This is a genomic window from Motiliproteus sediminis, from assembly GCF_017912535.1.
GTDB classification, from domain to species: domain Bacteria; phylum Pseudomonadota; class Gammaproteobacteria; order Pseudomonadales; family Balneatricaceae; genus Motiliproteus; species Motiliproteus sediminis.
Map to the genome: position 1 here is coordinate 272,061 of NZ_JAERQK010000003.1, position 19,541 is coordinate 291,601.

At 62.0% G+C, this 19,541-nt stretch carries 16 protein-coding genes; 7 read left to right on the forward strand and 9 right to left on the reverse strand.

Translation table 11 applies throughout. The features are described 5' to 3' along the window. Positions 1-114 precede the first annotated feature (114 nt). The 7 genes from JJQ76_RS08180 (at position 115) to JJQ76_RS08210 (ending at position 7,860) form a co-directional block, all read left to right on the forward strand. On the forward strand, positions 115-1,464 hold the full coding sequence (locus JJQ76_RS08180) for an isochorismate synthase (RefSeq protein WP_210396277.1): 1,350 nt from the start codon (positions 115-117) through the stop codon (positions 1,462-1,464). Continuing rightward, positions 1,430-3,166, forward strand: a complete 1,737-nt coding sequence (gene menD, locus JJQ76_RS08185) for a 2-succinyl-5-enolpyruvyl-6-hydroxy-3-cyclohexene-1-carboxylic-acid synthase (RefSeq protein ID WP_210396278.1) — start codon at positions 1,430-1,432, stop codon at positions 3,164-3,166. The genes JJQ76_RS08180 and menD overlap by 35 nt, the downstream gene beginning before the upstream one ends. Before the next feature lie 15 nt (positions 3,167-3,181). After that, positions 3,182-4,078 (forward strand): 1,4-dihydroxy-2-naphthoyl-CoA synthase, encoded by an 897-nt coding sequence (gene menB, locus JJQ76_RS08190; protein WP_425515228.1) that lies wholly within the window; start codon positions 3,182-3,184, stop codon positions 4,076-4,078. Positions 4,079-4,093: 15 nt separating this feature from the next. Further along, positions 4,094-5,080 carry an o-succinylbenzoate synthase gene (menC, locus tag JJQ76_RS08195; protein WP_210396279.1) on the forward strand — a complete coding sequence of 329 codons (987 nt, stop codon included), beginning with the start codon at positions 4,094-4,096 and terminating at the stop codon, positions 5,078-5,080. Then, positions 5,062-6,474 carry an AMP-binding protein gene (locus tag JJQ76_RS08200; protein WP_210396280.1) on the forward strand — a complete coding sequence of 471 codons (1,413 nt, stop codon included), beginning with the start codon at positions 5,062-5,064 and terminating at the stop codon, positions 6,472-6,474. The genes menC and JJQ76_RS08200 overlap by 19 nt, the downstream gene beginning before the upstream one ends. A 139-nt stretch (positions 6,475-6,613) precedes the next feature. Then, positions 6,614-7,177, forward strand: coding sequence for a cyclin-dependent kinase inhibitor 3 family protein (locus JJQ76_RS08205; RefSeq protein WP_210396281.1), 564 nt, complete (start codon positions 6,614-6,616; stop codon positions 7,175-7,177). Next, the gene (locus JJQ76_RS08210) at positions 7,177-7,860 is read left to right on the forward strand and encodes a hypothetical protein (protein ID WP_210396282.1); all 684 of its coding nucleotides are present in this window, start codon (positions 7,177-7,179) and stop codon (positions 7,858-7,860) included. The genes JJQ76_RS08205 and JJQ76_RS08210 overlap by 1 nt, the downstream gene beginning before the upstream one ends. 56 nt (positions 7,861-7,916) lie before the next feature. On the opposite strand, the gene JJQ76_RS08215 is transcribed toward JJQ76_RS08210, so the two are convergent. The 9 genes from JJQ76_RS08215 to JJQ76_RS08255 form a co-directional block, all read right to left on the reverse strand. After that, positions 7,917-8,561: an alanyl-tRNA editing protein gene (locus tag JJQ76_RS08215; protein WP_210396283.1), complete on the reverse strand. Its 645-nt coding sequence runs from the start codon at positions 8,559-8,561 to the stop codon at positions 7,917-7,919. A 131-nt stretch (positions 8,562-8,692) separates the two neighbouring features. Beyond that, positions 8,693-9,868 (reverse strand): type III PLP-dependent enzyme, encoded by a 1,176-nt coding sequence (locus tag JJQ76_RS08220; RefSeq protein WP_210396284.1) that lies wholly within the window; start codon positions 9,866-9,868, stop codon positions 8,693-8,695. Positions 9,869-10,722: 854 nt separating this feature from the next. Next, positions 10,723-11,214, reverse strand: coding sequence for a hypothetical protein (locus tag JJQ76_RS08225; RefSeq protein WP_210396285.1), 492 nt, complete (start codon positions 11,212-11,214; stop codon positions 10,723-10,725). 39 nt (positions 11,215-11,253) lie between these two features. Then, positions 11,254-12,000, reverse strand: coding sequence for a DUF2971 domain-containing protein (locus JJQ76_RS08230; protein ID WP_210396286.1), 747 nt, complete (start codon positions 11,998-12,000; stop codon positions 11,254-11,256). Positions 12,001-12,020: 20 nt separating this feature from the next. After that, positions 12,021-13,661 carry an ABC transporter ATP-binding protein gene (locus JJQ76_RS08235; RefSeq protein WP_210396287.1) on the reverse strand — a complete coding sequence of 547 codons (1,641 nt, stop codon included), beginning with the start codon at positions 13,659-13,661 and terminating at the stop codon, positions 12,021-12,023. Positions 13,662-13,678: 17 nt separating this feature from the next. Further along, positions 13,679-14,704: an ABC transporter permease gene (locus JJQ76_RS08240; RefSeq protein WP_210396288.1), complete on the reverse strand. Its 1,026-nt coding sequence runs from the start codon at positions 14,702-14,704 to the stop codon at positions 13,679-13,681. A 16-nt stretch (positions 14,705-14,720) separates the two neighbouring features. Further along, positions 14,721-15,824, reverse strand: a complete 1,104-nt coding sequence (locus tag JJQ76_RS08245) for a microcin C ABC transporter permease YejB (RefSeq protein WP_210396289.1) — start codon at positions 15,822-15,824, stop codon at positions 14,721-14,723. After that, a complete protein-coding gene (locus JJQ76_RS08250) occupies positions 15,824-17,641 on the reverse strand; it encodes an extracellular solute-binding protein (protein WP_210396290.1) in 1,818 nt (605 codons plus the stop codon). Before JJQ76_RS08250 ends, JJQ76_RS08245 begins: the two co-directional genes overlap by 1 nt. Positions 17,642-17,757: 116 nt before the next feature. After that, entirely contained in the window at positions 17,758-19,428 is a 1,671-nt protein-coding gene (locus JJQ76_RS08255) for a LysM peptidoglycan-binding domain-containing protein (protein ID WP_246480483.1), read from the reverse strand. Between the last annotated feature and the right edge of the window lie 113 nt (positions 19,429-19,541).

Consider the following 19,541-nt stretch of genomic DNA (forward strand, 5'->3'; position numbering starts at 1 on the left):
GCAGGGGGTAACTCTGGTCCAGGACTGTGGTCAGAGCTATATCTACTTGAGCAACCGGTCTCAAATCATGCTCTAATTAATAACCATACACAGCCGTATCGAATTCGTTGATTTATGACTGTTTTTCAACCCCTGCTTGAGGCCGCCAAAGTGGTGGCCAGCCGCCTCGATAAGGCGTCACCGGCGACATCGGCGCCGGCGCTGCAGATAACCCATGCGCTGTCGCTGGACACCGAGGTCGATCTGGCGGCCTGGCTGGCCGCCCAGAATGGCGACGAAAAAATATACTGGCGGGCGCGGGATGGTGCGGCCGAGCTGGCCGTATTGGACTGGGGCCCGCGCTGGCAGGGCGATGCCGCCCGGCAGCAGTTGCGTCAGCCGAGCGATTCGTTACGGTTCTGGCTCTCTGGTTTTGATCCGCAGCTAGCCTGGCAAGGGTGGCCCGACGCGTTATTGGTGCAGCCGGTTCTGGCGATCCTGCGTCAGCAGCAGCAATGGCAGTTGCTGGTCCAGTGCCCACCGGAGCGTGCCGCCTCGGTGGCGGCTTCCCTGCGTGGCTGGCACCAGCGGGTGCATCGCTCCGGCCCCTTGCCCGCGGTGATCCGGCAGGACCAGCCGGCAGCGCCTGAATGGGCCGCCGATGTGGACGCTGTTCGTCAGGCCATTGACCGTGGCGAGCTGGCCAAAGTGGTGCTCGCGCGGCGCACCCGGCTGGAAGCCGGCGGCGCTATCTCGCTGTGGTCGCTGTTTCAGCATTGGCGCGAACAGGGGCAGCGCTGTTATCAATTGGCGCTGCAACAGGGGCAGCGGGGCTTTCTCTCCTTCTCTCCCGAACGTCTCTACCGGCGTGCGGGCGACCAGCTGCAATCTGAGGCGCTGGCCGGCACCTTCTGGAATTCCGATGCTTCACTCTCGGTCGGCTGTTCGGTGGGCTGCATCGACGCCAAGCTCAGCCACGAGCATGCGCTGGTGGTGGAGGATCTGCAGCGTAAGTTATCCCGCTGTTGTGATTTGCTGCGCGGCGATGACGCGGTAGGGCTTTATCCGCAACCCAATATGCAGCACCTCTATTGCGCCTTCAGCGGCGCGTTGAAACCCGGTGTTAATGATGCCGATCTGCTGCAGCTGCTGCACCCCACCGCCGCCGTCAGCGGTCTGCCGGCCGGGCCGGCGGCCGCCTTTATTCGCCAGCACGAGCACTTCAACCGTGGCGGTTATGCCGGCTGCTTTGGTCCGGTCCAGCGCGGCCAGAGCGAAATGACAGTCGCTATCCGCAGCGGCCTGGTCGAGGGGCGGCAGCTGGATCTTTACGCCGGCGCCGGGATCGTTGCCGGTTCCGAGGCGGCGCAGGAGTGGCGGGAGCTGGAGCGCAAGATCGCGCTGCCACTGAGTCTGTTTGACGTGGCCGCTGCCCGCGATTGTTCTCAGGATGAGCATGTTTCCCGCGTCGCACACCAGTCTTAATCAACTCTGGGCCGAGCTGCTGCTGGAGGAACTTCAGCGTCGCGGTATCAGGCATCTCTGTCTGGCGCCGGGCTCCCGCTCCACGCCGCTGGTACTGGCAGCCGCTCGGCGTCCGGGGCTGTGTCTGCATCATCATCTGGATGAACGCGGGCTCGGCTTTCTGGCGCTGGGCATCTCCAAGGCGGCTGACGCCACGGTGGCGGTGATTACCACCTCCGGCACCGCGGTGGCCAACCTCTATCCCGCCCTGATCGAAGCCAGCCTCACCGGAGCGCGGCTGGTGCTGCTCACCGCGGATCGACCACCGCGGTTGCAGGATTGTGGTGCCAACCAGGCGATACGCCAGAGCGACATCTTCGCCGACTATCCACGCCGGGTGGTACGGCTGCAGCCGCCGAGTGTCGAGTTGCCCCCTGACCAGTTGTTGCAGCGGCTGAGCGCCGGGCTGGCGGCGATAGAGAGCCCCGCCGGCGGTGTGTTGCAGGTTAACTGCCGTTTTGACGAGCCCCTCTATCCCGGTGCCAAGAACACCGACTTCAGCGATTATCTGGCTCCGCTGGCGCAGTGGCGTGGCAGCGATGCCCCCTGGGGTGAACCGCTGTCACCGTCCGAGCCCGTGATGCCGAGTGCGGCGGAGTGGCAGATGTTCCGGGATGCCCCCGGGATGGTGGTGGCAGGCGCCCAGGTGCGCCACACACCCGCGATCACGGCGCTGGCCCAGACCCTTGGCTGGCCGTTGATCGCGGATATCCAGTCGCCGTTGAAGTTTGATTCCGAGGCGGTGACCCAGATCGACAGCGTGCTGGCCGGCCCCGGACGGGCGCTGCTGAGCCGGCGGCGCCACCTGCTGCAGTTTGGCGGTCGGCTGGTCTCCAAGGCGTTTCAGGGCTTTATCGACGCTCACGACTGGGACCAGTTCTGGGTCGTGCACCCGGGGGATTACGCCCTCGATCCGGGGCGCAATCACAACGTCTTTTTCGCTCTGGAGGCGGAGCCATGGTGCCGGGGATTACCGCTGCCGACAGCGGAGGTGAGCGCTGGTGCGCGGTCATTGCCGCTGGCGCTTGAGAATCGTGCACTGGCGGACAGCCTCAACGCGCGCATGGCAGCGGATTCGCAGCTTGGCGAAGCGACCGCGGTCTATCAGCTGCTGCAGCACGCGCCCGCCGGCAGCACGCTGGTGGCGGGTAACAGCCTGGCGATCCGGCTGCTGGATATGCTCGCCGGAACCGCGCCTGCCGAGCGCCGGCTGCGGATTCTGGCCAATCGTGGCGCCAGCGGCATCGAAGGCCTGATCGCCACTGCGGCCGGCGCCGCGCTGGCGGGTGAGGGGCCGGTAACCCTGCTGCTGGGCGATACCGCCTTTCTCTACGATCTCAACAGTTTAATTCTGCTGCGTCAGCTACGGGTACCGCTGGTCATCCTGGTGCTCAACAATGACGGCGGCGGCATCTTCAAGCTGTTACCGGTGCCGGATCAGGCGCTGCTGGAACAGCACTACCAGCGTCCCCACGGCCTCGACTTTGCAGCCGGTTGCGCCCAGTTCGGGGTGGCCTACCACTGCCCCCAGTCGCTGCCGGCATTTACCAGCGCGTATCAGCAGCTGCTGGCCAACGGCGGCGGGGTGATCGAAGTGCGCGCAGATGCCGATGACACGGTCGCCTTCGTCCGCAGCCTTACCGCCGCCCACAAATCTGGTTAATATCAACGGTTTCTTATGCCGGCGCCGGACGCGCCGGTGGGCTATCTGGAGGTTTTGATGAAGTACGGCATGAGTGAAGCGGAACTGTACGCTGCGATCGAGTGGCAGGACTGCAGCGCCGATTACGCGGATATCCGCTATCACAAGGGCGAGGGGATCGCCAAGATCACCATCAACCGTCCCCAGGTTCACAACGCCTTTCGCCCCCGTACCGTGCAGGAGATGATGCGGGCACTGGAAAATGCCCGCTACGACGCCAACGTCGGCTGCATTATTCTCACCGGAGCCGGGGACAAAGCGTTCTGTTCCGGTGGCGACCAGTCGATCCGCGGTGATGCCGGCTATCAGGATGGCGAGGGCACCGAGCACCTCAACGTGCTCGACTTTCAGCGCCAGATCCGCACCTGCCCCAAGCCGGTGGTGGCGATGGTAGCCGGTTACGCCATCGGTGGCGGCCACGTGCTGCACCTGATCTGCGATCTCACCATCGCCGCTGACAACGCCCGCTTCGGCCAGACTGGCCCGGCAGTGGGCTCCTTTGACGGCGGCTACGGCTCCAGCTACATGGCGCGCATCGTGGGGCAGAAGAAAGCCCGTGAGATCTGGTTCCTGTGTCGCCAGTACGACGCCGCGCAGGCGCTGGATATGGGGCTGGTGAACACTGTGGTCCCGGTGGCGGAGTTGGAGCGTGAAACCGTGCGCTGGTGCCGCGAGATGCTGCAGAACTCGCCGATGGCGCTGCGCTGCCTCAAGGCGGCGATGAACGCCGACTGCGACGGTCAGGCAGGGCTGCAGGAGCTGGCCGGCAATGCCACCCTGATGTTCTACATGTCGGCAGAGGCGCAGGAGGGCCGTAACGCCTTTATGGAGAAGCGCCGCCCCGAGTTCAACAAGTTCAAGCGTCAGCCCTGAGTTGATTCAGCCCCGATGACGCGCCGCGCCGCTCTCTATCGCTACCGGCTGCCGTTATCCCGGCCGTTGCGGCTAGCCTTCGGCACCCTGGTTGAGCGCGAAGGGCTGATCCTTGAACTCCGTGAGGGCGAGCGGCAGGGGTTGGGTGAAGCGGCGCCGCTGACCGGTTTCAGTCCTGAATCGCTGGCCGAGGCGGAGCAGGCGCTGCGCCAGGCTGCGCACGCGTGGGTGAGTCAGGAGCCGGCAACGTCCAGCCCGGACGCACCGGCAGCGACCTTTGCCTTCGATTGTGCTTTGCGCGAGCTTGAACGGGGCCCGCTGCTCGGTGATCCGACCGCCGGCGGTTATCCGCTGCTGGCGGGCGACCGCGACCAGCAGCAGGCTAAGTGGCAGCGGTTGAAACGGCAGCCGCCGACGTCGATCAAACTCAAACTCGGCAATGTATCCCCATCGCAGGAAGCCGCGTGGCTGCGGCACCTTCTCGACGATGCGCCGGTGCTACGGCTGCGGCTCGATCTGAACCGCCGCTGGACGATGGCAGAGGCTGATCAATTCGCCGCCGCGCTGAGCCATGAAGTCCGCAGCGCCATCGACTATATCGAGGAGCCTTGCCAGCAACTGAGCGATTCTTTGGCTTGGGCAGAACGCCACCAGCTGCCACTGGGGCTGGATGAGAGTCTCGTCGAATGCGGCGAACAGTTGCCCGATTGCGACGCGTTGCAGGCGCTGATTCTGAAACCCACCCTGATCGGCTCGCGGTATCGGTTGCAGAGTTGGTTGGGGCAAGCGAGCGAGCGCGGCCTGCGTACCCTGCTCAGCAGCTGTTTTGAATCGCCACTGGCGCTGGGGCAGCTGGCCGCGCTGGCCGCCGAGTTGACGCCCGAGGAGCCGCCGGGGCTGGATACCCTCAGTTATTTTTCCAAGGATCTGATCCGTCCACTGCCAAACTCAACCCGGCCGTTGCTGCCGCTGGAGGCGCTGTCATGCCTGTGGCACAGATAGCGTGTCCGTTGTGGCAGGCAGCGCAACGCTGGCCCCGGCAACCGGCGCTGGAGGAGGGCGGGCTCACCGTCAGCTTTGCCGATCTGGAGCAACAGGTCGCTGGTCTCTGTGGCCAGCTCAGCCGGCAAGGGGTTGCAGCCGGTGATCGGCTGGCGCTTGTTACCAGTGATCGCGGTGCGCTGGTGCGCTGGCTGCTGGCGGCGTTGCGGTTAAAGCTCACCGCCGTGGTGATCAATCCCGGCCAGCCGGATGACGCTCTCAGCAACCAACTGCAGCGCGCCGCGCCGCGCTGGCGGGTGGCGGAGCGGAGCTGTGATGATGAGGTCTCCGCGGTATGGTCGCCGCGCCTGTTCGAGAGCTGCAGCGGGGATTCGGAAACGGTCACCGCCATCGATTCCTATCTCCCTTTTACCGGAGTGTTTACCTCCGGCAGCAGCGGCACGCCCAAACTGGCGCTGCACTGCTATGCCAACCACTACGCCAGCGCCCGCGGCAGCCAGAGCCTGATTCCGCTGCGCCCCGGTGATCGCTGGGCGGCGGTGTTGCCGTTCCATCATGTTGGCGGGCTGGCGCTGATCTTCCGTTGCCTGCTGGCGGGAGCCTGTCTGCAAATCCCCGCTTCGGAGCGCACCGTAGCCGAGCTGGTGACGGATTCAACTACCGGCCCCACCCATCTGTCGGCGGTCGGTACCCAGCTGTTGCGGTTGAGAACGGAGGGTGTACGCCTCGACGGCGGCTGCCTGCGCACCCTGCTGCTGGGGGGGAGTGCCTTTTCACCGCAACTGCTCGACTGGCTGGAACCGCAGCGGTTGCAGGTGCTGATCAGCTACGGCCTGACCGAAATGAGCTCACAGGTGATGACCGGCCTGGTCAACCCGGACGGGCTGCTGGCGACCCTGCTGCCGGGGCGTGAGCTGATGATTGCCGCCGACGGCGAGATTCTGGTGCGTGGCGACACCCTGTTTCTCGGCTACGACGAGGACGGTGTGCTGCGCCGGCCGCTGGATGAAACTGGTTGGTTCCATACTCGTGATCTGGGCGCGCTGACAGCCACCGGGCTAAAGGTGCAGGGGCGGCTGGATAACCAGTTCATCAGTGGCGGTGAGAATATTCAGCCCGAAGAGATCGAAGGGGTTATAGCCCAGTATCCCGGGGTGTCGGTCTGCGTGGTGGTGCCAGTAGCGGATGCCGAGTTCGGCCAGCGACCGGTGGCACTGGTGGCGGGTCTGACCCTGCCCGATCAGGCGGAGCCGTTACGGCAGTGGCTGCGTAAGCGGCTGCCGGGCTACAAGGTGCCGATTGCCGTGCTGGCGTTGCCGGAGCAGGAAGGCGCGTTGAAGGTGCAGCGCTCCGCATTGCTCCGTTGGGCGGCCGAGCAGATTTTTTCGCAGTAAGTCCTTATCGCTCGATTACGCCTGTAGCCAGCTGAAGCTGGCCCGCGATTTGCTGCCGGTTAGATTGAGCGGCTAATCATGTTGGCTTTACAACAAGCGGGCGGTCCGCTTTATCACCCAGTTGCTACGGAGTGCGCTAATGAGTCCCATTCGATCCAGTCAAACCCACCCGTTGGAGATCGCGGCGGTGCGTGCCAGCGATGATCAGGGGCGGATCGGCATCACCTTCTGCCCCGGTAAACAGGACCCGCATGCGCTGACCGGTGCCTGGGCGCGAGATCTGGATGCGGATCTGCAGGCGATCAGCGCCTGGGGCGCAACCCTGGTGGTGACCCTGGTGGAGTCGTTTGAACTGGGCCTGCTCAAGGTGCCGCAACTGGGTGAGGCGGTCGAGCGTCACGGCATGGACTGGTGCCATCTGCCGATTGCCGACTACTCAGTACCGGATGCACAGTTCGAACAGCGCTGGCTCTGCGAGGGCAAGGCGCTGCGCCAGCGCTTGCGGCAGGGGCAGGATATCGTCGTCCACTGCAAAGGGGGGCTTGGCCGCGCCGGGATGATCGCGGCGCGGTTGCTGGTGGAGCTGGGAATGCCGCCCAAAGAGGCGATCCGGCTAGTGCGCCGTGAACGGCGCGGGGCGATCGAAACGCCGTCGCAGCTCAATCTGGTGCGCAACACCCAAGCGCTGGTGGATCAGGAGTAATGAGCCCCAAGCTTGAGCAGGTGGCGATCGATACCACCGCCCTGACGCGTATCGCTGGCCAGCGCGGCAGCAATCCGGGTGGTATCTATGAGGATGCCTCCGGGCAGCGCTACTACGTAAAAACGCTGGAATCGCCCCAGTTGGCCCGCAACGAACGGATCGCGGCAAGGCTCTACCAACTGGCGGGCGCGCCGACGCTGGACTACGTCGATACCCTGGCTGCCGATCAGGTGGCTACTCGCTGGCTGGATCTGGATAAAACCTGTGTTGCCCACCTGAGTGACGATGAGATCCTTCAGGCGCAGCGCTGGTTCGGCGTCCATGCCTGGACCGCTAACTGGGATGTGGCCGGTTTTAACGGTGACAACCAGGGGGTCGCGAATGGGCGGGTGATCACCCTCGATCTGGGCGGAGCGCTCAGTTTTCGTGCCCAGGGCGACCCCAAGGGGCCGGCGTTCGGCACCGAGGTTCACGAGCTGGAACGGCTACGCAGTGATCCGGATAACCCCCATGCGCGGCGGCTGTTTGCCGGGATGGATGAGGCGGCGTTGGGTGCTGCGATTCAGCGGGTGGTGGTGCTGACCGATCAGGCAGTGTGCGCGGCGGTGCTGGCGGCGGGTGGCAGCCAGAAGCTGGCGGATAAGCTGGTGGCGAGGAAAGCGTTTATGGCGGCGAGGTTGTGATGCTCGCTAGCCGGGTGGTTGTGCTGCGCTAGCGTTTGCGCCGCTTCAATCGCCGTTCATGGGGCGCAGAGCCTGATTTCGATGCGTTCCTTGCCCTTGCCGATATTGTTGCGCTTGAGCTGGATCGACCCGATCTCGCCGGTGGTGCGCACATGAGTACCGCCGCAGGGCACCTGTGAAAATCCTTCGATCTCCCAGTAGCGGCGTTCATTGGCCTCATCGTCAAAGCCGGTGTGAATCGCCAGATCAGCGGCGATGATCCGGTTGGCTTGCTCCGCCAGCGCGGGCAGCAGGGGTGAGAGGCTTTGGGGCCAGACAAAGTCGATGCGGGCTTTATCCTGGCCGATATGGGCGCCGATCTTGGTCACACCGGTTAGTTCGCGGTAACAGAGTTCCAGCACCAGCTCGGCGGCAAAGTGCAGGCGCATCAGGCGATAACGGCGGTTGCCGTCGATGTTGATCTGCACCGATTGGCCGACCTGCAAGCCGTGATCCGTGGGCAAGGTGTAACGGATCTGCGTTCCTTCCTTGCAGGCGTCTATGACCGGCATTCCGGCGATGGAGCCCTGGTCGCTCTCCTGGCCACCGGAGAAGGCAAAGAAGATGGTCGAGAACAGTTCGATCTGGTCACCCTCGACCGCGGATACTACGGTTTGGTGTGAGGTGGCGTAGGGATCTTGCCAGAACAGTTTGTGGGTCATCGGTGTCTCAAGCGGGCGGCTCTCTAGGCAGCATTGAGCCTAACACCGCCGGGCCCTGTTGGCTAAATGCTCGTCGGTCGGTGTGAGTCCCCGGTAGCGCTGATCACCGGGAACGGGGATCATCCGGTCGGTCAGATGTAGTAGTCCTTCAGCGGCGGAAAGCCGTTGAACTCGATGGAGCTGTAACTGGTGGTGTAGGCCCCGGTGGAGAGCCAGTAGAGCCGATCACCAATGGCCAGGTTCAGCGGCAGGCCGTACTTATAGTTTTCGTACATGATATCGGCGCTGTCGCAGCTGGGGCCGGCGATCACCACATCCTCCACTTCACCGCTTTTATCGGTATAGATCGGGAATTTGATCGACTCGTCCATGGTTTCTACCAGCCCTGAGAACTTGCCCACGTCGGTATAGATCCAGCGGTGCAGCGCGGTGCGCGATTTACGAGAGATCAGTACCACCTCGCTTACCAGCACCCCCGCGTTGGCGATCAGCGAGCGCCCCGGTTCCAGAATGATCTCCGGAAAGTCCTCGCCAAAGTCCTCGCGGATAAACCGGCTGATCTCGGCGGCGTAGGTTGCCAGGTCGTTGGTGCGGGTGAGGTAGTTGGCGGGAAAGCCGCCGCCCATATTGATCATCTTGAGTTCGATTCCGTCCTCGTCGCGCAAGCGCTCGAAGATCACCTTCACTTTGCCCAGCGCCGCGTCCCAGGCACCGATATCGCGTTGCTGGGAACCAACGTGAAACGACACCCCGTAAGGTTCCAGCCCCAGATCACGGGCCAGAATCAGCAGGTCCATCGCCATATCGGTCTGGCAGCCAAACTTGCGCGACAGCGGCCAGTCGGCGGTCTGGGTGCCTTCGGTCAGGATGCGCACGTAGATGCGGGAGCCCGGCGCGGCGCGGGCGATATTGCGAAGGTCAGCTTCCGAGTCGGTGGCAAACAGGCGCACGCCCTTATCGAAAAAAGCGCGGATATCGCGGGCCTTCTTGATGGTGTTGCCGTAGCTGAGGCGGTTCGGACTGACGTCGAGCGCCAGTACCTTTTCCAGTTCATAGATCGAGGCGATATCGAAGTTGGCGCCCTTGTCGCGCAGCATGGTCAATATCTGCGGCGCCGGGTTGGCTTTGACCGCGTAATAGATGCTGGCGTACGGAAAGGCCTCCACCATCTTCTCGTAGTGACGGTCGATGGTGGCGGTATCGACCACCAGAAACGGGGTCTCTTTGCCGGCGGCAAAGGTGGTGATGCGGTTAAAGGTGTCGGTATCGTAGTAGTCGGCTAGGTTGAACGCAGTCTGGTCGCTCATGGGCGAGTGTAGGCTCTCTGGATTAAGGTCGATAAGTGGGGATTGCTGAGGGTTTTGCGCGGTCGCGGGGAGGGGGCGACAAGGGTGCGCGGGCTAAGAAAAAATGACCTGGATAATGGGGTGCATTTGCTGCTTAATCCAGTGCTAAGTCAATGGGTTGCTTGCGTCGTTCTCGGAGATATTTTTTCATCGATTTGGGCGGGAACTGGGTGTTGAATTCATCTGCGGAGAGGGGTGAGCACCGGGTGGTGTAGCTCCTATGGTTGCCATATCCGAGAAGCTGGCAGGCTTGTGTAATCGAATCGTTGGTTAGACTGCTGGATAGTCTGTGTTCCGCCCACCCGGGCGGGTCACTTTTTGTCGGTCGTGACAAAAAGTAACCAAGGCCGCTACGGCCATCCATGGCCTCTCGCGGCATTTGGGCATCCTGCCCGGCAAAGCACTCGCCCGCAAAAGTAGCCCTGCTGGACCTGCGCGCTGAACTCCTTCGTAACGGGCAAAAAACTGATTTACAGAGAAATGCGGTCGCTCGGCTGCGACGTAGCCCCTTTGGAGCCGACGAGCATGGGGCGGATAATCCGATTAAGGCCCGCAGGGGCGAGCGCCGGATGCGCGAAGCGGCGGCAGCATGGCCAGGGACGGCCATTCTGACGATCCCCGGATTCTTCGCTCCACGCGCAGTGGACCCGCAGGGCGGCGGAACCAGGGGGCATAAAGCACAAGTAGTTCTTTCTTCCCCTGTTCTTTGGAACGTTTGCCAAAGAATAGGGCCGCCCGGGTGGGCGGAACAGAGGCTTGCAAGCAGACGCGGGAATGAGCGCGTTGGCTCAGAAGCTGAACGGCACCCCCCGAATTCAGCGCCTAAGCTCCCGAGCCACAACCAGATATACCAACCCGCCGATAACCCCACTCCCCACACAAAGCCAATGCAGCACCGATACCGAGATCCAACCCAGCATCGGGTTATCCAGATTGAAGAGATAAAACGGCTCCACGTCGGCGTGCATGATGCTATCGAGCGACACATGGCTGAAAGTGCCGATCAGCGCTGACAGCAGCGCCACCGGCCAACGGATGGTGATGGGGTGCAGGCGCTGATAACCCAGCAGACGCAGCCCCAGTTCGGCCAGAACCTTGCCGCTCAGCGCCGCCAGCAGTCCAATCAACAGCGCCCCGAGAATGGTGTGGGAAAAACCGTGCAGATGCCCCTCACGAGTCAGCATCACCAGCAGCGGTTGGATATCCATCAGGATCTGCGCCCAGCCAAATACCATCAGGCTAAAGCTGCCTTGTAGCAGGGCTTTGATGGCTATGCCGGGGCCTAGGTGGAAGGGGGTGAAGGGCATTGGATAGTTTTCAGATCTTTAATAATAACCATAAGCTGATTAAATTTCTTTCCGATCCAGTCCATAAACATGTTGAGATATTGTTGCTTGATATATTTTTGCTTGAGGTGCCTCTTTACTAACTATTGAGATGATCTCGCTTCTATCTTTTTCGGTAATGCTCGCACCTAAGATTACTTCGATAATCTTTTCTTTGGAAAATGAATATAGTCCTGCTCCACCATCCCTTTTCAATTTTATATAGCGAACTTCTTCTTCGTACGACCATGCATCAGACTTTGTTCCTACCGTGCTTCTAAATAGCTGGTCATAATCACTAAGTTGCCCTGGGGTTAGCTCAGGATAGCGATCACTATAAGTAACGGTAATGGGCAGTCCCATTTCTCTATCGAAATTCTGATTGAAATCGAAGCCTATGCAGAAACCTTTATGGGAATCCGCATAGTGTGACCACATCAGAATATGTTCCCATCTCTTGGCAGTACTAAAAATACCGTACTGAGAAAGCGTATCGTGTATGTCTTTTTCAACAAGGTCTATATCCAGTAATCTTCGCAATGCTTTGCGCCGTTCCTCCTTCCTTTGTTTAAAATTTAGATTGTTTAAGTTTTTATTAATAAAACTATCCACAAATGCTTCGCGTTTTTCTAACGTGTCAAGCCCGACTACCTTAGGTTTTAATTCGTAAGGATCGTTGAATTGGTTCGGGCTTGCGAAATAAAGCTTTCCTTCTGTAAAGGGTTGAAATTTGAAGTCGGAGTTGAAAGATCTGAATTTATAAATCATTTAATTGAATAATTGGATTATTAAGCCACAAACGCCGCCTTTAGCAACTGCCTCGTATACTCCTGCCTAGGATTGGCAAAAATCTCCCCCGCATCCCCCTGCTCAATCACCTCCCCGGCGCGCATCACCAGCAACTGGTGACAGAGCGCTCGGACCACGGCGAGGTCGTGGCTGATAAAGAGGTAACTCAACCGGTGCTTCTGCTGCAGATCTCGCAGCAGCTCGATGATCTGCGACTGCACGGTGCGATCCAGCGCCGAGGTGGGTTCGTCCAGCACCAGCAGCCGCGGCTTCAACACCAGTGCGCGGGCGATGGCGATCCGCTGGCGCTGGCCGCCGGAAAACTCGTGCGGGTAGCGGTGGCGGGTGTCCGGGTCGAGGCCGACCTCGGTCAGTGCCTCGATAATCTGCGCTTCGTGCTCCGCCGGGCTGTCGGCCTGATGGATACCGAGCCCCTCGCCGACAATCTCGCCCACGGTCATCCGTGGGCTGAGGCTACCGAAGGGGTCCTGAAACACCACCTGCATCTGCTTGCGCAGCGGGGTAACCTGCTGCTGCCCCAGTGGATCGATGCGCTGGCCCTCGAAGGTGATGGGGCCGTCGCTGCGGGTGAGGCGCAGCAGCGCCAGCGCCAGGGTGGTCTTGCCGGAGCCGGATTCGCCGACCACGCCGAGACTCTGCCCCGGCTTGAGGTCGAGGGTGACGCCGTTGACCGCCTTGATATGATCGACGGTGCGTTTCAGCAGCCCCTGCTTGATCGGGAACCATACTTTGAGGTTGTCGGTGGCGAGGATAGTTTCGGCAGCCGGCGGGCACTGGGCTGGCTGGCCGCTGGGTTCGGCGTCCAGCAGCTTCTTCGTATAGGGGTGCTGGGGGTTGCTGAACAGGGCGTCAGTGGACGCTTGTTCCACCAGTTCGCCCTGGTTCATCACACAAACATGGTGGGCAAAACGGCGTACCACGTTGAGGTCGTGGCTGATCAGCAGGATCGCCATCCCCAGTTTCTGCTGTAGCTCCGCCAACAGGTTGAGAATCTGTTCCTGAATGGTGACGTCCAGCGCGGTGGTGGGTTCGTCGGCGATCAGCAGCTCCGGCTCGTTGGCCAGCGCCATGGCGATCATCACCCGCTGGCGCTGGCCACCGGAGAGTTCGTGGGGGTAGCTGGCGAGGCGCTTTTCCGGCTCGCGGATGCCGACCAGAGTAAGCAGCTCCAGAATCCGTGCCCGCGCCTGGTCGCCCTTGAGCCCCTTGTGCAGCCACAGGGTCTCGCCGATCTGCTTGGCGATGGTATGCAGCGGGTTGAGCGAGGTCATCGGCTCCTGAAAGATGGTGCCGAAGCGGTCGCCGCGCAGCGCCCGCATACGCGGCTCCGGGGCGCTGAGCAGCTCCTGGTCGCCGTAGTGGATGCTGCCGCGCGGGTGGCTGGCCTTGGGGTAGGGCAGCAGACGCAGGATCGCCATCGCCGTGACCGACTTGCCGGAACCGGACTCGCCCACCAGTGCGGTGGTTTTGCCCGCTTCTACGGTAAAGCTGACTCCCTTGACCGCATCCACCGCCGCGGTGCCGTCACCAAAGCGCACGCAGAGGTCATCGACCCGGATCAGCGGCTGGCCGGGGGCCAGAGTGGTGGCGGTGGAGCTGGGGTCGAGGTCAGTGTTCATCATCGGTTCCTTGGCGCTTACACCTTGCGCGGGTCAAAGGCGTCCCGCACCGCCTCGCCGATAAAGATCAGCAGGGTCAGCATCAGGCTCAGCACCACAAAGGCGGTAATGCCCAGCCAGGGGGCGTGCAGGTTCTCTTTGCCCTGGGCCACCAGTTCGCCCAGCGAGGGGGAGCCGGGGGGCAGGCCGAAGCCGAGAAAATCCAGCGCGGTGAGGGTGACCACCGAGCCGTTGAAGATAAAGGGCATGAAGGTGAGGGTGGCGACCATGGCGTTGGGCAGGATATGGCGGAACATGATCAGCCGGTTGCTGAGCCCCAGCGCCCGGGCGGCGCGCACGTATTCGAGGTTGCGCCCGCGGAGGAATTCGGCCCGCACCACGTCGACCAGCTGCATCCAGGAGAACAGCAGCATGATCCCCAGCAGCCACCAGAAGTTGGGTTCGACGATGCTGGCGAGGATGATCAGCAGAAACAGTACCGGCAGCCCCGACCAGATCTCGATAAAGCGCTGGAACAGCAGATCCACCTTGCCGCCGTAGTAACCCTGCACCGCGCCGGCGACCACCCCGATTACCGAACTCAGGCCGGTCAGGATCAGCGCGAACAGAATCGAGATCCGAAAGCCGTAGATCACCCGTGAGAGTACGTCGCGGCCCTGATCGTCGGTACCCAGCCAGTTGCTGGCATCCGGCGGCGAGGGTGCCGGCTGATCGAGGTTGTAATTGATGGTGTCGTAGCTGAAGGGGATCAACGGCCAGACGACGCGGCCTTCACCGCCGGTCTTGATCTGCTCGATGATGTAGGGATCGGTGTAGTCGGTGGCGGTTTCGAAGTCGCCGCCGAAGGTGGTTTCCGGGTAGTCGTTCCACAGCGGCCAGTAGCTGTCGCCGCGGTACTCCACCCATACCGGGCGGTCGTTGGCGATCAGTTCGGCCCCCAGGCTGACAACAAACAGCGCCAGAAAGATCCACAGCGACCAGTAGCCGCGGCGGTTGGCACGGAAGCGGGCGAGGCGGCGCTGGTTAATCGGGCTCATCGCCATACCATTCCTGTCATGGTCAGTGCTCCCTGCTCTCAAAGTCGATCCGCGGGTCGACTAAAACGTAGGTGATATCGCTGATCAGCTTCAGGATCAGCCCCAGCAGGGTGAAGATGTAGAGGGTGCCGAAGATGACGGGGTAGTCGCGGTTAATAACCGCTTCGTAACCCAGCAGGCCAAGGCCGTCGAGGGAGAAGATCACCTCGATCAACATCGATCCGGTGAAAAAGATGCTGATCAGCGCCGCCGGCATCCCGGCGATGATCAGCAACATGGCGTTACGGAACACGTGGCCGTAGAGCACCTGGTTTTCGTTCAGGCCCTTGGCGCGCGCGGTGAGCACGTACTGCTTGTTGATCTCGTCGAGAAAGCTGTTCTTGGTCAGCATGGTGAGGGTGGCAAAGCTGGATATCACCGACGCCAGTACCGGCAGGGTAATGTGCCAGAAGTAGTCGCCGATCTTGCCCATGAGGCTCAGCTCGTCGAAGTTGGGCGAGGTGAGGCCGCGCAGCGGAAACCAGTCAAAGTAGGTGCCGCCGGCAAACAGCACGATCAGCAGGATGGCGAACAGAAAGTTGGGGATGGCGTAACCGACGATAATGGCGCTGCTGGTCCAGACGTCAAAGGGGGTGCCGTCGCGCACCGCCTTGCGAATCCCCAGCGGAATCGACACCAGATAGGTGATCAGGGTGGCCCAGAGGCCGAGGGAGATCGATACCGGCAGCTTTTCGATGATCAGGTCGACCACCGACTTGTCGCTGTAGAAACTGTTGCCAAAGTCGAAGCTGAGGTAGTTGACCAGCATATCGAAGAAACGCTCGTGGGCCGGTTTGTCGAAGCCGTAGAGTTTTTCGATCTCCGCTACCAGCGCCGGGTCCAGCCCGCGGGCGCCGCGATAACTGCTGCCGTCACCGTTGCCCCCGCCGCTGCCGCCCTGGGCCATGTCGCTTTGCTGTGAGCTGCCGATGCGGGCCGTGGCGTCGGTGTTGAACCCTTCCAATTGGGCGATGGTCTGCTCCACCGGACCGCCGGGGGCGGCCTGGATGATCAGGAAGTTGATGGTGAGGATGCCGACCAGGGTGGGAATGATCAGCAGCAAGCGGCGGAGAATGTAGGCGCCCATCAGTTGGTGCCGGCCTCCTGGCGTGCGTCAGCCTTGAGCCACCAGGTATCAAAGCCGAGGCCGTAGGGCGGCCGTTGGGCCGGCATCTCGAACTTGTCCCAGTAGGCCAAGCGGTAGCTGTCGATATGGAACTGCGGAATGAGATAGTGGTTCCACTGCAGCACCCGGTCCAGCGCGCGGGTGCGCAGCACCAGTTGTTCGCGGTCCGGCGAGGCGATGATCTGCTCGATCAGGTAGTCCACTGCCGGGTTCTTGATCCCCATCAGGTTGCGGCTGCCGGAAAGATCGGCCATTTCCGAGTGCCAGAAGTCGCGCTGTTCGTTGCCGGGGGAGTTGGACTGGCCGTAGCCGTAGACCACCATGTCGAAATCAAAGCTGCGCAGGCGGTTGATGTACTGGGAGACGTCGACGATGCGGATGCTCATGTCGATGCCGAGGCGCTTGAGGTTGCGGATCATCGGCGCCACCACGCGCTCAAACTCTTTCTGTACCAGCAGCAGTTCGAAGTCGAGGGTTTGTCCGTCAGCGTTGCTGAGCTTGCCGTTGTTGATCTCCCAGCCAGCCTGTTTCAGCAGCCGCATGGCGTTGCGCAGCTGGGTACGGTTGTTGCCGCTGCCGTCGGTGCTGGGGGCACGGTAGACGCTGCTGAACACCTCGGGCGGCACCTGATCGCGGACCGGTTGGAGGATCTCCAGCTCTGCCGGGGTGGGTAGTTCGTCTGCGGCCATCTCGGAGTTGGAGAAGTAGCTGTGGGTACGGGTGTAGGCACCGTAGAAGATGTTGGTGTTGGTCCACTCGAAATCAAAGGCGTAGGCCAGCGCCTGACGCACCCGCGGGTCGCTGAACTTGTCGCGGCGCAGGTTGAAGATAAACGCCTGCATGCCGGTGGGGTTGCTGTGCTTGACCTGCTCGGTCTTGATCCGGCCGCTGTCGAACTGCGGCCCCTGGTAGCTGGTGGCCCAGTTCTTGGAGGAGGTTTCCTGGCGGAAGTCGTACTCGCCGGCCTTGAAGGCCTCCAGCGATACGGTGCTGTCACGGTAGTAGTCGTAGCGGATGGCGCCGTAGTTGTGGCGGCCGCGCATTACCGGCAGGTTCTCACCCCAGTAGTCGGGGTTGCGACGCAAGGTGACACTGCGGCCGGGATCGAAACTGTCGATCAGGTAGGGGCCGCTGCCGACCGGGATGTCGAGACCGGGGGCGCTGAAATCACGCCCCTCCCAGTAGTGTTTGGGCAGCACCGCCACCTCGCCGACGATCAGCGGCAGTTCGCGGTTTTCAGAGTCGCGGAATCGGAACTCTACCGTCAGCGGGTCGATCGCCTCAATCGCTTCGATGTCGGCGTAGTAGGCGCGGTAGAACGGATTGCCCTGTTCACGCAGCAGCTTGAAGGTGTAGATCACGTCGTCGGCGCGCACCGGCTCACCGTCGCTGAAACGGGCCTCTTCACGCAGGTGAAAGCGGATCCAGCGGCGGTTGTCCGGCATATCCACCGACTTGGCCAGCAGGCCGTACTGGGTGAAGGGTTCGTCCAGCGACTTGACCATCAGGCTGTCGTAGATCAGGCCGATGTCGTCCGCCGGGGTGCCCTTGATGATAAAAGGGTTGAAGCTGTCAAAGGTACCCAGCGACCACTGCCGCACCAGACCGCCCTTGGGGGCGTCGGGGTTAACGTAATCAAAGTGCTGAAAATCGGGGCCGTACTTGGGGCTGCCGTGCATGGCGATGCCGTGGGCGCCGGTAAGATCGGCGGCGCTGGCGGGCAGGGCCAGCAGGGCGAACAGAAGGGCGAGGGTGGAGCCGAGTCGCGATGCAGTCATGAACAGCCAATCCTTGTGTCAACGTGCTGATTTTTATAACAGCTTAGCGCGCCCCCATAAAGGGGGCGTGCTGCATCGGACCGTTCTATCGGGGCCGAGGTTCCCGCGCAGGCGGGCTAGCGCGAGCCGGTGACGTCCACGAACAGCGTCAGTTGCTGGCCCGGTTGCAGGTACTTGGCGCTGGCGACCTCGTTGTTCCAGCGTTTGATATCGCTGACCCGTACCTTGAAGCGACTGGCGATGCGGGCGAGGGAGTCGCCGTTACGCACGGTATAGCCGACCTTGCGGATCACCTGACGGCTGCCGTTGCTGGCGACCAGCTCGCCTTGGGGTTGCCAGACCACCAGTTTGCGCCCGACCCGCAGCGGATCGCCGGGAGCCATCTGGTTCCAGCTGGCCAGTTCACGCACGCCGACACCGTACTCCCTGGCGATCTTCCAGAAGCTGTCGCCGGGGCGGACATAGTAATCCAGCTTCTGCTTGCCGGAACGCAGGGCAATGCGCTCGTTCTTCTTGGCCTGCCGTTGGCCTTTGCTGTAGGCGTAGACAGTGGCGCTTTCCGAGGCGGTGGGGATCAGCAGTACTTGTCCGGCGCGGATCATGTTGCCGCGGATACTGTTGGCGCTGCGCAGGGTGTCCGGGGTGGTGTGGTGCTTCTTGGCGATGGTGATCAGGCTGTCGCCGGATTTGACCTTGTAGCGTTTCCAGGTGACCCGCTTTTCCGGCGGGTATTCTGCCAGCGCGGCCTCAAAAATATCCGCGTTGGCCACCGGTACCAGCAGGCGATGCGGGCCCTTGGGGTCGGTAGCCCACTGGTTGAAGCCGGGGTTCAGCAGGTAGAGTTCGTCGATCTCCAGCTCCGCCAGCTCGGCGGCCTTGGCGAGATCGATCTGTGAACCGACGTCGATAGCGGCAAAGTAGGGTTCGTTGGGCAACGAGCGGAAGCTCAATTGGTACGCGGCAGGGTCGTCGATCAGCTTGGCCAAGGCGATCAGCTTGGGCACGTAGGCGCTGGTTTCGCGCGGCAGATCGAGATTCCAGAAGTCGGTCGGTTTACCCCGTTTTTTGTTCTTGCGGATCGCCTTGGAGACGTTGCCGCCGCCGGCGTTGTAGGCGGCCAGCGCCAGCAGCCAGTCGCCGTCAAAGCGCTGGTTGAGCTGGGTCAGGTAATCCAGCGCCGCTTCGGTGGAGGCGATCACGTCGCGGCGGCCGTCGTACCACCAGGTCTGCTTGAGGCCGAAGTGTTTGCCGGTGCTGGGGATAAACTGCCAGGGGCCGGCAGCACGGCCGTGAGAATAAGCGAACGGGTCGAAGGCGCTTTCCACAATCGGCAGCAGCGCCAGCTCGGCGGGCAGGCCGCGCTCCAGCACTTGATGGAGCACGTGGTAGTAGTAACGTTCGGCGCGCTGGGCAACGCGATCGAGATAGCGGGGGTGGCCAGCGTACCAGTTGACCTGGGCGGTGACACGGCGATCGTCAATGTTATGGTCAAGACGGAAGTTGTCGCGGGTCAGCTGCCACAGATCGGCAGGCGCGGGTTGCTCGACCGGCTCCGCAGGGCTGGTGACTTCAACGCTCGGGTGGTCGATAGGGGCTGCCGGTTGCACCTGGTCAATCAGCGCGCTGGCGAGCGCTGTTTCGGTTTCGCTGGATTCGGCGCTGGCCGGTTCCGCCGGCACCAGTTGATCGGTGGAGCGGGTCGGGTCGACAGACAGCGCCTGGCAGCCAGCAAGGGAGATGATGAAGCTGCCGATGAACAGCCCACGGCGGGATATTTTTATGGTCAAAACAGTACCTCGTTGCAACGGCGCGGCGGCACGCGGTGTTACAGGCCGCGCCGGTAATTCCGTTCGATTTTAGGGAGCCGCTGGAGCTGGAGCAAGGACAAGGGTCAAACTGT

Coding starts and splice junctions, on each gene's coding strand:
- JJQ76_RS08210 (WP_210396282.1), top strand. CDS start 7,177: ATGAGCCCCAAGCTTGAGCAGGTGGCGATCGATACCACCGCCCTGACG.
- JJQ76_RS08205 (WP_210396281.1), top strand. CDS start 6,614: ATGAGTCCCATTCGATCCAGTCAAACCCACCCGTTGGAGATCGCGGCG.
- JJQ76_RS08180 (WP_210396277.1), top strand. CDS start 115: ATGACTGTTTTTCAACCCCTGCTTGAGGCCGCCAAAGTGGTGGCCAGC.
- JJQ76_RS08200 (WP_210396280.1), top strand. CDS start 5,062: ATGCCTGTGGCACAGATAGCGTGTCCGTTGTGGCAGGCAGCGCAACGC.
- menD (WP_210396278.1), top strand. CDS start 1,430: ATGAGCATGTTTCCCGCGTCGCACACCAGTCTTAATCAACTCTGGGCC.
- JJQ76_RS08245 (WP_210396289.1), bottom strand. CDS start 15,824: ATGGGCGCCTACATTCTCCGCCGCTTGCTGCTGATCATTCCCACCCTG.
- JJQ76_RS08225 (WP_210396285.1), bottom strand. CDS start 11,214: ATGCCCTTCACCCCCTTCCACCTAGGCCCCGGCATAGCCATCAAAGCC.
- JJQ76_RS08250 (WP_210396290.1), bottom strand. CDS start 17,641: ATGACTGCATCGCGACTCGGCTCCACCCTCGCCCTTCTGTTCGCCCTG.
- JJQ76_RS08235 (WP_210396287.1), bottom strand. CDS start 13,661: ATGAACACTGACCTCGACCCCAGCTCCACCGCCACCACTCTGGCCCCC.
- JJQ76_RS08230 (WP_210396286.1), bottom strand. CDS start 12,000: ATGATTTATAAATTCAGATCTTTCAACTCCGACTTCAAATTTCAACCC.
- menB (WP_425515228.1), top strand. CDS start 3,182: ATGCCGGCGCCGGACGCGCCGGTGGGCTATCTGGAGGTTTTGATGAAG.
- JJQ76_RS08240 (WP_210396288.1), bottom strand. CDS start 14,704: ATGGCGATGAGCCCGATTAACCAGCGCCGCCTCGCCCGCTTCCGTGCC.
- JJQ76_RS08220 (WP_210396284.1), bottom strand. CDS start 9,868: ATGAGCGACCAGACTGCGTTCAACCTAGCCGACTACTACGATACCGAC.
- menC (WP_210396279.1), top strand. CDS start 4,094: ATGACGCGCCGCGCCGCTCTCTATCGCTACCGGCTGCCGTTATCCCGG.
- JJQ76_RS08215 (WP_210396283.1), bottom strand. CDS start 8,561: ATGACCCACAAACTGTTCTGGCAAGATCCCTACGCCACCTCACACCAA.